17 protein-coding genes are annotated in these 14,677 nt (G+C 55.2%); 13 read left to right on the forward strand and 4 right to left on the reverse strand.

Annotated elements, in window-relative coordinates:
- Positions 1–72 precede the first annotated feature (72 nt).
- From rpoZ to QBD29_RS03725, 12 genes are all read left to right on the forward strand, one after another.
- Positions 73–423 carry a DNA-directed RNA polymerase subunit omega gene (gene rpoZ, locus QBD29_RS03670; protein WP_280099970.1) on the forward strand — a complete coding sequence of 117 codons (351 nt, stop codon included), beginning with the start codon at positions 73–75 and terminating at the stop codon, positions 421–423.
- A gap of 36 nt (positions 424–459) precedes the next feature.
- Positions 460–2,583: a bifunctional (p)ppGpp synthetase/guanosine-3',5'-bis(diphosphate) 3'-pyrophosphohydrolase gene (locus QBD29_RS03675; protein ID WP_280101027.1), complete on the forward strand. Its 2,124-nt coding sequence runs from the start codon at positions 460–462 to the stop codon at positions 2,581–2,583.
- 73 nt (positions 2,584–2,656) lie between these two features.
- On the forward strand, positions 2,657–3,292 hold the full coding sequence (locus tag QBD29_RS03680) for a DUF2062 domain-containing protein (protein ID WP_280099971.1): 636 nt from the start codon (positions 2,657–2,659) through the stop codon (positions 3,290–3,292).
- A gap of 10 nt (positions 3,293–3,302) precedes the next feature.
- Complete coding sequence (locus QBD29_RS03685; protein WP_280099972.1) at positions 3,303–4,055, forward strand: pyridoxine 5'-phosphate synthase; 753 nt, start codon at positions 3,303–3,305, stop codon at positions 4,053–4,055.
- Positions 4,055–4,678 carry a LysE family translocator gene (locus QBD29_RS03690; protein ID WP_280099973.1) on the forward strand — a complete coding sequence of 208 codons (624 nt, stop codon included), beginning with the start codon at positions 4,055–4,057 and terminating at the stop codon, positions 4,676–4,678. Before QBD29_RS03685 ends, QBD29_RS03690 begins: the two co-directional genes overlap by 1 nt.
- Positions 4,675–5,082, forward strand: a complete 408-nt coding sequence (gene acpS / locus QBD29_RS03695; protein WP_280099974.1) for a holo-ACP synthase — start codon at positions 4,675–4,677, stop codon at positions 5,080–5,082. Before QBD29_RS03690 ends, acpS begins: the two co-directional genes overlap by 4 nt.
- 50 nt (positions 5,083–5,132) lie before the next feature.
- Positions 5,133–5,939 (forward strand): signal peptidase I, encoded by an 807-nt coding sequence (gene lepB / locus QBD29_RS03700; RefSeq protein ID WP_280099975.1) that lies wholly within the window; start codon positions 5,133–5,135, stop codon positions 5,937–5,939.
- Positions 5,936–6,625 carry a ribonuclease III gene (gene rnc / locus QBD29_RS03705; RefSeq protein WP_280099976.1) on the forward strand — a complete coding sequence of 230 codons (690 nt, stop codon included), beginning with the start codon at positions 5,936–5,938 and terminating at the stop codon, positions 6,623–6,625. Before lepB ends, rnc begins: the two co-directional genes overlap by 4 nt.
- Positions 6,618–7,544, forward strand: a complete 927-nt coding sequence (gene era, locus QBD29_RS03710) for a GTPase Era (protein WP_280099977.1) — start codon at positions 6,618–6,620, stop codon at positions 7,542–7,544. Before rnc ends, era begins: the two co-directional genes overlap by 8 nt.
- Positions 7,545–7,547: 3 nt before the next feature.
- Positions 7,548–7,877, forward strand: a complete 330-nt coding sequence (locus QBD29_RS03715; protein ID WP_280099978.1) for a DUF1491 family protein — start codon at positions 7,548–7,550, stop codon at positions 7,875–7,877.
- A gap of 84 nt (positions 7,878–7,961) precedes the next feature.
- Complete coding sequence (locus QBD29_RS03720; protein WP_280099979.1) at positions 7,962–8,417, forward strand: methylated-DNA--[protein]-cysteine S-methyltransferase; 456 nt, start codon at positions 7,962–7,964, stop codon at positions 8,415–8,417.
- A gap of 9 nt (positions 8,418–8,426) precedes the next feature.
- On the forward strand, positions 8,427–9,263 hold the full coding sequence (locus QBD29_RS03725; RefSeq protein ID WP_280099980.1) for a peptide ABC transporter permease: 837 nt from the start codon (positions 8,427–8,429) through the stop codon (positions 9,261–9,263).
- On the opposite strand, the gene QBD29_RS03730 is transcribed toward QBD29_RS03725, so the two are convergent.
- Genes QBD29_RS03730 through fsa form a run of 4 tightly spaced genes read right to left on the reverse strand, consistent with a single transcriptional unit; the run spans position 9,253 to position 12,325 of the window.
- A complete protein-coding gene (locus QBD29_RS03730; RefSeq protein ID WP_280099981.1) occupies positions 9,253–9,951 on the reverse strand; it encodes a CDP-alcohol phosphatidyltransferase family protein in 699 nt (232 codons plus the stop codon). The two genes, QBD29_RS03725 and QBD29_RS03730, sit on opposite strands and share 11 nt — an antisense overlap.
- 59 nt (positions 9,952–10,010) lie before the next feature.
- Complete coding sequence (locus tag QBD29_RS03735; protein ID WP_280099982.1) at positions 10,011–10,931, reverse strand: tyrosine recombinase XerC; 921 nt, start codon at positions 10,929–10,931, stop codon at positions 10,011–10,013.
- Entirely contained in the window at positions 10,931–11,647 is a 717-nt protein-coding gene (locus tag QBD29_RS03740) for a DUF484 family protein (RefSeq protein WP_280099983.1), read from the reverse strand. Before QBD29_RS03740 ends, QBD29_RS03735 begins: the two co-directional genes overlap by 1 nt.
- A gap of 24 nt (positions 11,648–11,671) precedes the next feature.
- Positions 11,672–12,325 carry a fructose-6-phosphate aldolase gene (gene fsa / locus QBD29_RS03745; protein ID WP_280099984.1) on the reverse strand — a complete coding sequence of 218 codons (654 nt, stop codon included), beginning with the start codon at positions 12,323–12,325 and terminating at the stop codon, positions 11,672–11,674.
- Positions 12,326–12,408: 83 nt separating this feature from the next.
- Here fsa and QBD29_RS03750 point away from each other — a divergent pair, with 83 nt between their 5' ends.
- Positions 12,409–14,631: a primosomal protein N' gene (locus QBD29_RS03750; RefSeq protein WP_280099985.1), complete on the forward strand. Its 2,223-nt coding sequence runs from the start codon at positions 12,409–12,411 to the stop codon at positions 14,629–14,631.
- Positions 14,632–14,677 lie beyond the last annotated feature (46 nt).

Below are 14,677 nucleotides of genomic sequence, written 5' to 3' on the forward strand. Positions count from 1 at the left end.
CTTTGCCCTTGCAATCCTTACTGAAACGAGATACGTCCGCATCCTTGATAACCCGCATAACCGGAGTGACCCATGGCACGTGTAACTGTAGAAGACTGTGTAGACAAAGTTCCTAACCGTTTTGAGTTGGTGATGTTGGCTGCCCACCGTGCGCGTGAAATTTCAACGGGTGCGGAAATCACTGTGCCACGCGACAACGACAAAAACCCTGTTGTTGCCCTGCGTGAAATCGCGGAAGAAACGCTGACATCCGAGCAATTGCGCGAAGCGGCGATTGAAAGCCACCAGACTCAGATCGAAGTTGACGAGCCTGAAGAAGATCAGATGGCGCTGTTGATGGGCACAGAGCAAGACAAGCCAGAGGACGACATGTCCGAGGAAAATCTGTTGCGGGCGCTGATGGAAGCGCAAGAAATGAAGTAAGGCCCTGTGCGGCCTGACGACCAAAACGATCATGAAATGCAGGGTGCGCAGGTTCTGATTGACCTGATTCGCGCCTATAACCCGAATTGCAATGCTTCCCGCATCGAAGCCGCCTATGACTATGGCAAAGAGATGCACGAAGGGCAGTTGCGCCATTCGGGTGAGCCGTATTTCACGCATCCGCTTGCAGTTGCAACGATCCTGACTGAACAGCGTTTGGATGACGACACGATCATTACGGCGCTGTTGCACGACACCATCGAAGACACAAAATCCACGTATCAGGGTGTGGCGGATCGGTTTGGCACAGATGTGGCGCAGTTGGTTGATGGTGTGACCAAGCTGACCAATCTGGAACTGTCCTCCAACGACAACAAGCAGGCGGAGAACTTTCGCAAACTGCTTTTGGCCATGTCCAAGGACGTGCGGGTGATTCTGGTTAAACTGGCGGACCGTTTGCACAATATGCGCACCATTCGACATATGGTGAGCCACAAGCAAGAACGCAAAGCGCATGAAACCATGGATATCTATGCCCCGTTGGCGGGCCGTATGGGTATGCAGTGGATGCGTGAAGAGTTGGAAGATTTGTCGTTTCGGGTGCTGAACCCAGAGGCCCGCAATTCGATCATGCGCCGTTTCCTGACGTTGCGCAAAGAAACCGGCGATGTGACCCCGCAGATTACGCAAGACATTCGCGATGTTTTGGCCAAAGCGGGGATCGAAGCCGAGGTGTTTGGCCGCGAGAAAAAGCCCTATTCCATCTGGCGAAAGATGGAAGAAAAGAAAGAGGGTTTTTCGCGGCTGTCGGATATTTTTGGGTTTCGGATTATTACTCAGACTGAAGACGATGTTTATGCGGCATTGGGGTTGGTGCATCGGCGCTGGCGTGCGGTGCCTGGGCGGTTCAAGGATTATGTGAGCCAGCCAAAATCGAACGGCTATCGCTCGATCCATACCACCGTGTCTGGACGCGATGGGAAACGTGTGGAAATCCAAATTCGCACGCGACAAATGCACGATGTGGCGGAATCGGGTGTGGCGGCGCATTGGTCTTATCGCGATGGGGAACGCACAGAAAACCCGTTTGCGGTGGACCCGTTCAAGTGGTTGGCTGATCTGACCGAACATGTGGCCAACAATGATATGAACGAGGAGTTCCTTGAGCATGTGAAGTTGGATATGTTTGCGGATCAAGTGTTTTGCTTCACGCCCAAGGGCGATGTGATCCAGTTGCCGCGCGGTGCAACGCCGATTGATTTTGCTTATGCCATTCACACGCGGATCGGGTCTGCTTGTGTGGGGGCCAAGGTGGATGGGCGGCGGGTTCCGTTGTGGACGCGTTTGCGCAACGGGCAATCGGTTGAAGTGACAACGGCGGATGGGCAGCGCCCGCAATCCACGTGGATGGATATTGCGGTGACAGGCCGCGCGAAGTCGGCCATTCGACGCGCATTGCGTGAAGAACACCGTGAAGGATTTGTGCGTTTGGGCCGTGAATTGGCCCGAGTGGCGCTGGAGCGTGTGGGCAAGAAGGCCACGGACAAAGCCTTGGCCACGGCGGCGGCGCATATGGGGATCAATTCCACCGAAGAGTTGTTGGCCAAGGTTGGCAGTGCCGAAATGACGGGCAAAGAGCTGGTCGAGGTTTTGTATCCCGAATTGATGCGTGTTGATGAAATCGGCACAGAAGAGCCAACAGAGCGGATTATCGGTTTGGCAGCAGATCAATATGCCCAGCCTTCTGAATGTTGCCAGCCCCTGCCAGGTGAGCGGATCGTGGGTATTGCCACGCGTGGACGTGGGGTTTTGGTGCATCGTATTGATTGCGATAAATTGATTGATTACGAAAACGAGCCTGCCCGCTGGATTGACCTGCATTGGCCCGAAGGACGGCGCACGGCCGACCAAAACGCCACGATTGAAGTCACCATGTCGAATGATGCGGGTGTTCTTGGTCGTATTTGCACCCTTGTAGGGGAGCAAAACGCGAATATATCAGATTTAAAGTTCACTGATCGGAAACCCGACTTTTATAGAATGACGATTGATATTGAGGTTCGGGATGTGGAACACCTGATGCATGTCTTAACCGCCGTAGAGGCCGATTCGGACGTGGCGCAGGTTTTGCGCAAAAACAGAAAATATCAGTCAGAGTGATCTGGTGTCTTTGCCCTGATTGGGTGAGGATGGCGTGAGGATCTTTAACAACGATTGAAGAGGTGCGCTGAGCGTGTTCAAACGGCGAAAGCAAAGAACGTGGCTGCAAACATTTGCAGAGTTCATCTATCCCAAATCGGGATGGAAGCGCGCGTTTGAGTATGTGAAACACCGCATCAAACGGTTGCCTGACACTCCTCATAAAATTGCCCTGGGCATTGCGTTCGGAACGTTTGTGACATTTACGCCGTTCTTTGGCCTGCATTTTTTCATGGCGGCGGGGCTGGCTTATGTGTTTCGCGGCAATGTTCTGGCGGCGTTATTGGGGACATTCGTTGGCAATCCGCTGACATTTCCGTTCATTGCAGCGACAAGTTATCGGTTGGGGTTGTGGATTCTTGGCTATGGGCGCGAGGAAAAGGTTTGGGCCAAGGTTAAAAACGGCGTTGGTGAAACGTGGAGCACAATCTGGGCCAACACCAAATCCCTGTTTGGATATGAGCCAAGCCCTTGGGAAGGGGTATTGGCGTTTTTCAACGATGTGTTCTTGCCCTATTTGGTTGGGGGCATTGCGCCAGGTATCGTATGTGCTGTGGCGATGTATTTTGCATCCAAACCGATGATTGGGGCTTATCAAAAGCGCCGTAAAGGGGTCGTGATGGCAAAGTTTCAGGAATTGCGGGCCAAGCGGCAGCAAAACGCGGAATAAGGAGCGGGCCATGTCAGTGGGAAAACTTCGACTGGGTGTGAATATTGACCATGTGGCGACTGTGCGCAACGCGCGTGGTGGTGATACGCCTGATCCGCTGCGTGCGGCCTTGTTGGCCGAAGCTGCGGGGGCGGACGGAATTACCGCGCATTTGCGTGAGGATCGCCGCCACATCACAGACCCAGACATCGAGGCGTTGATGGAAGGTCTGACGTTGCCGCTCAACTTTGAAATGGCGGCAACGGATGAGATGCAGGCGATTGCGTTGCGGCACAAACCCCATGCGGTGTGTATTGTTCCCGAAAAGCGCGAGGAGCGCACGACCGAGGGCGGGTTGGAAGTTGCCCGTGAAGAAAACAAATTGGCGCATTTTATTGCACCGCTTCGTGATGCGGGCTGTCGGGTGTCGATTTTTATCGCGGCGGATCAGCGCCAGATTGAAGCGGCCGCACGTATTGGAGCGCCTGTGATTGAACTGCACACAGGGGCGTATTGCGATGCCCATGCCGAGGGTCGGTTCGAAGAGCGCGATGCGGAATTTGCGCGGTTGCGCGATATGGCAGCATTTGCGGCTAATCTGGGGCTGGAGGTTCATGCGGGGCATGGGCTGACGTTTGATACGGTGAAGCCGATTGCGGCCTTGCCCGAAGTGCAAGAGCTGAACATTGGGCATTTCCTGATTGGTGAGGCGATTTTCACTGGTTTGGAAAACGCGATTCTGCGGATGCGTGTTTTGATGGATGAAGCCCGCGCGGGGATTTGATGTTTACCTTTGAATTCATGCTGATCTGGGTGGGCTGGCTGATGGCGGGCGGCAGCCCCGGGCCTGCGACCTTGTCGATTGCTGGGACGGCCATGCAAAGGGGGCGTGGGCCGGCGTTGATTGTCAGCCTTGGGATTTTGGCGGGGTCTGCAAGTTGGGGGATCGCCGCCGCATTGGGGTTAAGCGCGATTATGTTGGCGAATGCTTGGATCTTTGAGATTGTGCGGTATTTCGGCGCTGGGTATCTGCTGTGGTTGGCGATCAAAGCGCTGCGATCTGCAACAAAACCTGCGGGTGCAATGAGCGGGACACCGTTTTCAGGCGGGCCGAAAACCCTGTTTGCTAAGGGTATGGCGCTACACATCACCAACCCCAAAGCAATCCTTAGCTGGGGGTCGATTTATGCGATTGTTGCACCTGCTGGGGCGACAGTGGTGGATTTGTTCGGCTATTTCGGTGTTTTATATGCTGGGTCGATTATGATTTTCATCGGTTATGCGTTTTTGTTTTCATCCCCTTGGATTGTCGCAGGGTATAGCCGCGCACGGCGCTGGTTCGATTTGGCGTTCGCGGGGTTCTTTGGTTTTGCCAGCGTGAAGATTTTGACGGCGAAATTGACATGATCCTAGGTATTGGCACAGATTTGGCAAACATAGAGCGCATCGCGGGGACGCTCGATCGGTTTGGAGATCGGTTTCGCAATCGGGTGTTTACTGAGCGTGAGCAGGCCAAAGCGGCGCGGCGTAAGGATGAGGCGGGGACCTATGCCAAACGTTGGGCCGCAAAAGAGGCGTGTTCAAAGGCGCTGGGCACGGGGCTCGCCATGGGAATATCATGGAAAGATATGTCTGTTTCAAACTTGCGCACGGGCCAACCCGTGATGGAATTGACGGGCTGGGCGGCTGAACGATTGGCCGAGATGACGCCAGCGGGGCATAAGGCCACCGTGCATGTGTCTTTGACCGACGATCACCCGTGGGCGCAGGCTTTTGTGGTGATCGAGGCGGAGCCTGTGCAGGTTGACTAATTCCCCACCACGCGCCATGTAGCGTTGGAGCAAACTGACAGGCGGACGCTATGGTTGACGAACCCAAAAAGACGAATGGTATAGCAGAAACGTTCAAAACTGTGTTTTGGGCGTTGTTCATTGCGGGCATCATTCGCACCATCTTGTTTCAGCCGTTTTGGATTCCGTCTGGATCGATGAAATCCACCATGTTGATTGGGGATTTTCTGTTCGTGAATAAATACGCTTACGGCTATAGCTGGGCGTCTTGTCCGACCATTCGGGGCGTTGATTTCTGCGGGTTTGCCAAAGACTGGGACGGACGTGTGTGGCAAGGAGAGCCAGAGCGCGGCGATATTATCGTGTTTAAACACCCGACCACGGAAACGGATTTCATCAAGCGTTTGATCGGTTTGCCTGGTGACAAGGTTCAAGTGACTGATGGCCAGCTGAGCATCAATGGTGTTGCGGTTCCGCGCGTGGCCAATGGCGTGTTTACTGAGACATTCGAAGAGCAGGGTCCGATGCGCAATCAACCCCGTTGCGGCAATGGAACGGTTGGAATCGGCGCGGATTGCAACAAGGCGATTTTCACAGAAACATTGCCTGAAGGGAAAACCTATCAAACCTTGGATATTGGTTTGGGTCAGGGCGACAACACCCCTGTTTTCACGGTTCCAGAGGGCAAATATTTCTTTATGGGTGACAACCGCGACAATTCAACGGACAGCCGCTATCGCCAGCCGAATGGTGTTGGGTTTGTGCCCGCGAGTTATCTGGTTGGCCGCGCGGATCGTGTGATGTTTTCCAGTGCGGGGACGTCGATCCTTGCGTTTTGGACATGGCGCGGTGATCGTTTCTTTAAGAGTTTGAATTGAAGTTAGCTGCAGAACTGCGGGAGTTTAGTGCTCGGTTGGGGCATGATTTTGCAGAGCCAGAACACCTGATCCAGGCGGTAACGCATTCTTCGTTGTCGTCCACCACGCGCAGTGACAATCAGCGGTTGGAATTCCTTGGGGATCGGGTGTTGGGGCTGGTGATTGCAGAGGCCCTGTCTGATCGAGATCCAAGCGCATCTGAAGGGCAGATGGCCCCACGGTTTAATGCGTTGGTGCGCAAGGAGACCTGTGCGGATATTGCGCGGGAATTGGATTTGGGTGCGGCGTTGAAAATGGGCCGATCCGAGATGTTATCAGGCGGGCGGCGCAAACAGGCGATTTTGGCCGATGCAATGGAAGCGGTGATTGCCGCTGTGTACCGTGACGCAGGATTTGATGTGGCGCGGGCCTTGGTGTTACGCCTGTGGGATGATCGTATTGATGCAGCAAAAGACGATGCGCGCGATGCCAAGACCACATTACAAGAATGGGCGCAGGCCCGTGGCATGAAGCCACCAAAATACGTGGAAGTGGGCCGCACGGGCCCAGATCATGCGCCGATCTTTGAAATCGAGGCGCAATTGTCCAATGGGATGGCGGGATCAGGGTCTGCGGAAAGCAAACGAAATGCGCAACAAGCGGCGGCAAAGGCCGTGCTGGCGCAAGTGGAGAATTTGAATGACTGACACGCAAGCGCAAACGCGCGCAGGATTTGTGGCGCTGATTGGCGAGCCGAATGCGGGGAAATCAACGCTGATGAACCGTTTGGTGGGTGCGAAAGTGTCAATCGTTACTCATAAGGTGCAGACCACCCGCGCCCGCATTCGCGGTATTGCCCAGCACGAAGACAGCCAATTGGTGTTTGTGGACACGCCTGGCCTGTTTCGCACGCGGCGCAATTTGGACCGTGCGATGGTTGCGGCTGCTTGGGCGGGCGCTGGGGATGCGGATATCACCGTTTTGCTGGTGGAGGCCCATCGGGGTGTGACCCCAGGTGTGAAGATGATTTTGGAAGAGCTGGGCAATAAGGTGAATAAATCCGCCAAAGTTGCGCTGGCGATTAACAGAATCGACAAGGTGAAATCAGATCGGTTGTTGGCGATGACACAAGAGTTATCCGCCGCGTTTCCGTTTGAAGAAGTGTTTATGATTTCAGCGGAAAAGGGGCATGGGGTCGGTGATCTGATGTCTTATCTGGCGAAGTCGGTTCCAGCGGGGCCATGGCTGTACCCTGACGATCAAATCGCAGATGTGCCGATGAAAATGATCGCGGCGGAAACCACGCGCGAGAAGTTGATGCTACGTTTGCATCAGGAATTGCCCTATTTCCTGACCGTAGAGACCGAAGGTTGGGAGCAGAAAAAAGACGGCTCTGTGCGTATTGATCAGGTGATTTACGTGACCCGTGAGGGGCACAAAGGGATCACTGTGGGGCCAAAGGGTGAAACCATCAAAGCGGTGAGCATGGCGGCGCGAACAGAATTGAAGGAACTGATGGGCGTGGACGTGCATCTGTTTTTGCAAGTGAAGGTACGGCCAAAGTGGGAGAGCGAGGCCGAGCGGTTCACGGAGATGGGGCTCGATTTCAAAGACACGCGGGAATAAGCCTTGGCGCGGTTGACCACCGAATTTTGGGTAAGTGCCTATATTCGCCGTTTGGCGCTGGCTGATATTCCAGCGTTTGTGACAGCCAAAGGCGATGCAACGGCGGGGGCGGTTTTGATCAAACAAGCGCCGTTGGATGGAACGGCCAAATTGTTTCAGCGATCCTACGATCTGGATGGCAACCGTGTTTGGGTTACATTGGCCGAAGGTGAAGAACGTGGTGTGGACGAGGCCGTTCAGCGCCAGCGGTCTTTTGATCCTGACATCTGGGTGATTGAGGTTGAGGATCGTGCGGGGCGGCATTTGCTCGATGAAGAGGGCCTGAGCGGTTAAAGCGGGATACCTGCGGCGCGCGTATTTTTTGACAAAAGAAACAGGGGCTGGTCTTTCTTTTGAGAGGGGCGCATTCTGGTGTGTATGAATGCTGCGAAAATCAAAACTCCTGTTGGTGTGCTGGGCCTGATCGAGGTTGATGGCGCAATTACTCAGCTGGTTTGGGATGGGTGGAACGAAGGTGCGCGCACTCCTGTTTTGAAAGAGGGTTTGGCGCAGTTGGAAGCCTATTTCGCGGGTGAATTAGAGTGGTTTGATCTGCCGCTGGCCCCGAAAGGAACGGAATTTCAGCAGCAAGTTTATGCAGCAATGTCGGCGATTCCACGGGGGCAAACTTTGACCTATGGGGATATTGCGAATGCACTGGGTGTGCCAGCGCAGCCTGTTGGACAGGCCTGTGGCAGCAATCCGATCCCTGTAATTATTCCGTGTCATCGCGTGGTGGGTGCAGATGGGCTCGGCGGGTTTTCAGGGGATGGCGGTGTTGAGATGAAGGTGAAGTTGCTGCAGGGCGAAGGGGCATATTCGCTGCTTCTGTAAAGGGTTTCCATGACTGTTTTTGTGTTTGCTGCTGTTTTGTTTGCTGCGCTGTTGCATGCCAGTTGGAATGCGATTGTCAAATTTGGCGATGATAAGTTTCAGGGCATGGTTCTTTTGTCCATTGCCCATGGGATTATCGGGTTGATGATGATTGCGGCGTTCCCGATGCCAAAGGTGGAAAGCTGGCCTTTGTTGGCGGGGTCGGTGCTGTTCCATCTGATTTACAAGTCATTTCTGACGGTAGCTTATATGCGTGGTGATTTGAGCCGCGTGTATCCAATTGCCCGTGGGACTGCGCCGATGATCGTTTTGGCGGTGAGTTTGGTCATACTGTCGGATGTGGTGACGGGCACGCAAATTGGTGGGATTCTGCTGGTGGGGCTCGGTATTATCCTGATGGCACGCGGGGTTTTCACGCAAGGGGAAGAGCGTGCGTTGATCCCATATGCGTTGCTGGCGGCGGTGGGGACGGCTGGCTATTCTTTGTTTGATGGGCTGGGTGCGCGGGCGTCTGGCAATGCGTCAGGTTATGTTGGGTGGCTGTTTTTTCTGGACGCGTTTTTGTTCACCCTTGGCGGGTTGTTCATCAAAGGGCGGGCGGTTTTACCAAAATCAGCCAAAATTTGGACGCTGGGGATGATCGCAGGGGCGTTTTCTGTTGGGGCCTATTGGATTGCGGTTTGGGCCATGACCATTGCGCCGATTGCGCTGGTTACGGCGTTGCGCGAGGTATCGGTTTTGTTTGCGGTTTTGATCGGTGTTTTGTTTTTCAAAGACAAAGCGGATGCGGGCAAGATTGTTGCCGCATTGGTGATCGTCGCGGGTGTGATCGCGATTAGGATTTAGCGCGTTCTGGGATCAGTTCTTGGACGATGCCAACGCCAAGCAGGTAGATGCTGGTGAGGCCGAGGGCGGTTGTCACAAACGGGCCAGCGTGGAAATCAGCGAGGGCCGAGATACAGGCGAGTGCGGTCCAGATAATTGCGATGGGCAAGCTGAGCAAGCGCCAGCGTTCAGTGCGCACAGGGTGAATGAATTTCAGCGGTGTGAACATGGCAATGGCGCAGAGCACAACCACGATGAGGATGATCCAGAAGTTGGGTTCAGTGGCGAACATCACCAGCACAACCATATTCCAGCAACCAGGGAAGCCAGCAAAGGAATTATCCTTTGTTTTCATGCCATTGTCGGCGAAGTACATCGCCGAGGTGAAGGTGATGATCAAGATACAAACCCAGCCTGTCCAATCAGGCAGAAGGCCGCTTTTGAAAAGGGCGAAGGCGGGGATAAATACGTAGGTGAGGTAGTCGATGATAAGATCGAGCAGCACGCCGTCATATTCGGGGGCATTGGTTTTTACATCGTATTTGCGGGCCAAGGGGCCGTCGATGCCATCTACGAAAAAAGCCACAACCAGCCAGAAATACATAAGATCCCATTTCGCATCCACGGCCGCGAGCATGGCAAGCATGGCGAAAACGGCACCTGTGGCGGTGAGGAGATGGACGGAGAGAGCTTTGATACGTAGTGACATTTGGTCTTAATACTCGGTTTTTTGGGAAATGCGAATGTTAAAGCGGCGTGAGAAGCGCTCTATGCGCCTTTTGGGTGGGCTTTTTTATACACGTCCATAAGTCGAGCTTGGTCCAAGGCGGTATAGGCTTGGGTTGTGGAGAGCGAGGCGTGACCGAGCAGTTCTTGGATGGCGCGAAGATCACCGCCAGCCTCTAACAGGTGGGTGGCGAAGGAGTGGCGCATGGCGTGCGGGGTTGCTGTGGCGGGCAGGCCCAATTGCATACGCGTTTGTTCCATCACCTTTTGAATGTGGCGTGGGTTGAGTCGTTTGCCCCGCTTGCCAATGAAGAGCGGGTGTTCCGCGTCGAGGGGGTAGGGACAAAGTTGCAGGTATTCGTCCACGGCGCGGCGTGCGGCGGGCAGGACGGGGACGATGCGGTCTTTGTCACCTTTGCCGCGAATGCGGAGTGTTTCCCCAAAGGGGGCGGCGGCGCGGTTGAGGCCGAGGGCTTCGGATATGCGCAGGCCGCAGCCGTAGAGCAGAGTGATAACGGCGGCGTCCCGTGCCCCTGTCCAGCCGTCCATGGTTTGCAATTCTGCTGTGTCGATCATGGCTTTGGCCTGATCGCGGGCCATGGGGCGCGGCAATTGAGGTTTGAATTTTGGCGCGCGGGTGGCCAAAGGAGCGGTGACTTCGATGCCTTCGGCTTCGCCCAGCCAGCGAAAAAAGGATTTTACCGCAGAAAGCTCGCGGGCGAGCGAACGGGGGCCAACGCCACGGCGGCGTTCATGGGCCATCCATGCCCGCATGTCGGTGATTTTGATCTGGCTAAGTTTGGTTTTGCCCACATCGCCGCCAAGGTGGTTGGACAAAAAACCGATGAACCCTGCAACATCCCGTTGGTAGGCCTCGATGGTTTTGTCTGCGACCCCTTGCAAGGCGGTGATGCTGGCAAGCCAACGCTGAAGAAGATCGAATGCGCCTGAAGAGGCGTGCATCAGTTTAACCAGCGGCGCAAAACCCGTTCAAAGGCGCTGGCGAAAAAGACCAGAAGGTCGGCGCCTTTTTGTGGGGTAAATTGATCGGTGGACACAGAGCCGAGCACCAGCATGGCGGGCAGGTTGCCTTGGCCAAGGTCAATGCGAAGCAGGGCTTCGGAGGTGACGGTGTTGGCGGCATCGCCAAACAGGATCGGATCGGCGTCTTGGATCGCGCGGAGGGTGACAGGGCGCACGGTCGCATCGCGGCCACGGGTGATGTATTCGGCGATTGCCCCCGGGGCGCAGAAGCATACGCCAGAGCCGAATTCTTCTTGCAGCTGTTCTTCCATTTCTGGGGTGGCGGCTGGGCTTTCGAGAACCAGACGGGCAGAGGCCACGTTCAGAATGCGGGCCAGTTCGCCTTTGAGCAGTTCGAGAAATTCCGCAAAGGTGTCTGGTTCCAGAATGGCCAAAGTGGCGCGGTGGATTTGATTGGTGCTGGCGAGATTGTCATAAGCGGCGGCGATGACATGGCGATGCGTATCTTCGAGCCGATCAAGCCGACTTTCGAGGCGTTCAAGCGCGATAGTGCGCAGATCGACCACGTTTTTGCCACGCGCCTGTTCATCTGCTGAGATTAGCGCGCGCATGATGTCGTGGTCTTCTAAGACCCTGTTGGGGTTTTTGAGAATCTGTTTTCGCACCGCGTCTTGCGGTTTCGCCTGCTCGCTCATTCGTTACGCCTCGTACTCTTGGCGTTACAGGATCTTTTGTCCCGTTTTCGCCCAATCCTTCATGAATGCATCCAAACCTTTATCGGTCAGCGGGTGTTTTGCAAGGTTTTGAAGCACGCTGGGTGGCGCTGTTACCACATCTGCGCCAATTTTAGCACAATCGGAAATGTGGTTCACAGTGCGAATAGAGGCCGCGAGGATTTCCGTTTCGAAGGCGTAGTTGTCGTAAATTGTGCGGATATCTTCGATCAATTCCAGCCCGTCGATGTTGATATCATCAAGGCGGCCAATGAACGGAGAGATGAATGTTGCGCCTGCTTTGGCGGCCAAAAGCGCCTGATTTGCGGAGAAGCACAGGGTTACGTTGACCATGGTGCCTTCTTCGGAGAGGGTTTTACAGGTTTTCAAACCATCCCATGTGAGGGGCACTTTGACCGCGATGTTTTCCGCGATTTTGGCCAGTTTACGGCCCTCTTTGATCATTTCGTCGTATTCCATGGCCACAACTTCGGCGGAGACTGGGCCGTCGATCATGTCGCAGATTTCTTTGGTCACTTCGAGGATATCACGGCCTGATTTCATGATCAGGGACGGGTTGGTTGTGACGCCATCCACAAAGCCAAGGTCGTTTAGGTCTGCGATTGCGTCTACGTCTGCGGTATCAACGAAAAATTTCATCTGTCTGGCCTTCTGGGTTCGGTTGGTTTCTTGCGCCGCGTGGGCGCGAGTGTCATGTTGGGGTTTACCGCAATGCGCCTTAAATGAGAACCCCGCTTATCGTGACTAGTTTCCCCGATCAGAGTTATTTTGAGGCTGGCCAGCTGGTTGCGGTTCTGACGACGCAGCCGCTCGACCGATTCTTGGATTACAAAGCGCCTGAAGGAGGGGTGTTTCAGGGTGCGTTTGTTGAGGTTCCACTGGGACCGCGCAAGGTGATTGGTGTTGTTTGGGGCAAAGGTGCTGGGGGGTATGACCCCAAGAAAATCCGTTCGATCATCAGTGTGATTGATGTGCCGCCAATGCGTGAAGAAATGCAGGTGTTTCTGGGAAAGGTGGGGGATTACACGCTGACGGCGATGTCATCCATGTTGCGGTTGGCGACCCGTGCGCCGGGGCTGACCGATCCACCCGGGATGCGCAAGATTTATGGGCTGGGGGATAAGGAACCTGACCGCATGACGCCTGCGCGGGAAAAGGTAATTGGGGTTTTGGAGGATCACGGCGGGCTGCGGTTCACGGCAAGTGAGTTGGCGCAATTGGCGGGGGTGACGTCTTCGGTTGTGAAGGGGTTGATGAAGCAGGACGTGCTGGTGGAATATGAGACCCCACGCGATGTGGCCTATCCGCATTTGGATGCCCGTATGGACGGCAAGGCGTTGACCGATGATCAGGCGCGGGTTGGGGGTATATTGCGCGGCAAGGTGGCCTCGCGATCCTATTCCACGTCCCTGCTGAAGGGTGTGACGGGGTCGGGCAAGACCGAGGTGTATTTGGAAGCGGTGGCGGAGTGTTTGGCGCAGGGGCGGCAGGCGTTGGTGTTGTTGCCTGAAATCGCGTTGACGGTGGAGTTTTTAGACCGTGTTGAAGAACGGTTCGGCGCGCGGCCAGCAGAGTGGCATTCGGGAGTGACCGTGACGGAACGGCGGCGGTGCTGGCGTATGGTAGGCGAAGGCAAAGCGCAGTTGGTGGTTGGCGCGCGATCATCGCTGTATCTGCCGTTTCAGAACCTTGGGCTGATCGTTGTGGATGAGGAACATGACCCGTCTTACAAGCAGGAAGACGGGGTTTTGTACAACGCGCGGGATATGGCGGTTTTGCGGGCGTCGATCTGTGGGGCGTCTGTGGTTTTGGCCAGTGCCACGCCGTCACTGGAAAGCTGGGCCAACGCGAAAGCAGGGAAGTACGAGCGATTTGATTTGGCGCAGCGGTTTGGGGCGGCGGAATTGCCGACGATGAAGCCGATTGATTTGCGTGGGGATGAATTGGCGCCAGGACGTTGGATTTCGAACACGCTGGCGCGGGAGGTGTTCGCACGGCTGGATCGCGGTGAACAATCGTTGCTGTTTTTGAACCGTCGTGGCTATGCCCCTGTAACGGTGTGTCGGGCTTGTGGGTTTCAGATTGGGTGTGACGATTGCGATGCGCGGATGGTGGAGCATCGGTTTCACGGGCGGTTGATGTGCCATCAGTGCGGTGAAACAAAGCCGATGCCAGAGGCATGTCCAAGCTGTGAGGTTGAGGGGAAACTGGCAGCGGTTGGACCAGGTGTGGAGCGGTTGGCCGAAGAAGCCGAGGCGCGGTTTGAAGGGGCGAAGATTTCGGTGCTGTCATCGGACATGCACCTGTCGGCGCGCAGTTTGAAAGAACGGATTAAGTCCATTGCGGAAGGGGAAGCGGATATCATCATCGGCACGCAATTGGTGGCGAAAGGGCATAATTTTCCGCTACTGACTTGTGTGGGTGTGATTGATGCGGATTTGGGGTTGCAAGGCAGTGATTTGCGGGCAGCGGAGCGCACGTTCCAACTCATCCGTCAGGTGGCAGGGCGTGCTGGACGAGCGGATAAGAAGGGCACGGCGTTTATTCAGACGCTGCAGCCTGAACATCCTGTTATTCAAGCGATCTTGTCAGGTGAAGAAGAAGAGTTCTGGGCCGCAGAGGCAGCGCAGCGGAATTTGGCGGGCGTTCCCCCCTATGGGCGTATGGCGGGGGTCGTGGTTTCTGGACCTGATTTGGCGCAAGTATTTGATGTGGCACAGTATATGGTGCGCAACGCAGAGCCATTGTTGCGGATTAATGCAGAGATTTTTGGCCCTGCGCCTGCGCCCATTGCACGGGTGCGTGGGCGACATCGGGTGCGTATTTTGGTTAAAGCTGCCAAGGGTGTGGTGATCCAGCCCGCACTGTCCGCGTGGTATGCCAGCATAAAGCCGCCCACGAATGTGCGTGTGAGCATAGATATCGACCCGCAGACGTTCTATTAATGCTTTAACAGGCAGGCTGGCGGCGCTACACCTTGCGCGAGCCATG

Source organism: Amylibacter sp. IMCC11727, from assembly GCF_029854195.1.
Lineage (GTDB): Bacteria > Pseudomonadota > Alphaproteobacteria > Rhodobacterales > Rhodobacteraceae > Amylibacter.

Excerpts from the sequence above, each read along its gene's own strand:
- QBD29_RS03675 (WP_280101027.1), top strand. The coding sequence starts at position 460 with ATGCAGGGTGCGCAGGTTCTGATTGACCTGATTCGCGCCTATAACCCG.
- QBD29_RS03730 (WP_280099981.1), bottom strand. The coding sequence starts at position 9,951 with ATGTCACTACGTATCAAAGCTCTCTCCGTCCATCTCCTCACCGCCACA.
- acpS (WP_280099974.1), top strand. The coding sequence starts at position 4,675 with ATGATCCTAGGTATTGGCACAGATTTGGCAAACATAGAGCGCATCGCG.
- QBD29_RS03735 (WP_280099982.1), bottom strand. The coding sequence starts at position 10,931 with ATGCACGCCTCTTCAGGCGCATTCGATCTTCTTCAGCGTTGGCTTGCC.
- era (WP_280099977.1), top strand. The coding sequence starts at position 6,618 with ATGACTGACACGCAAGCGCAAACGCGCGCAGGATTTGTGGCGCTGATT.
- QBD29_RS03725 (WP_280099980.1), top strand. The coding sequence starts at position 8,427 with ATGACTGTTTTTGTGTTTGCTGCTGTTTTGTTTGCTGCGCTGTTGCAT.
- fsa (WP_280099984.1), bottom strand. The coding sequence starts at position 12,325 with ATGAAATTTTTCGTTGATACCGCAGACGTAGACGCAATCGCAGACCTA.
- rpoZ (WP_280099970.1), top strand. The coding sequence starts at position 73 with ATGGCACGTGTAACTGTAGAAGACTGTGTAGACAAAGTTCCTAACCGT.
- QBD29_RS03750 (WP_280099985.1), top strand. The coding sequence starts at position 12,409 with ATGAGAACCCCGCTTATCGTGACTAGTTTCCCCGATCAGAGTTATTTT.
- lepB (WP_280099975.1), top strand. The coding sequence starts at position 5,133 with ATGGTTGACGAACCCAAAAAGACGAATGGTATAGCAGAAACGTTCAAA.
- QBD29_RS03740 (WP_280099983.1), bottom strand. The coding sequence starts at position 11,647 with ATGAGCGAGCAGGCGAAACCGCAAGACGCGGTGCGAAAACAGATTCTC.
- QBD29_RS03720 (WP_280099979.1), top strand. The coding sequence starts at position 7,962 with ATGAATGCTGCGAAAATCAAAACTCCTGTTGGTGTGCTGGGCCTGATC.
- QBD29_RS03685 (WP_280099972.1), top strand. The coding sequence starts at position 3,303 with ATGTCAGTGGGAAAACTTCGACTGGGTGTGAATATTGACCATGTGGCG.
- QBD29_RS03690 (WP_280099973.1), top strand. The coding sequence starts at position 4,055 with ATGTTTACCTTTGAATTCATGCTGATCTGGGTGGGCTGGCTGATGGCG.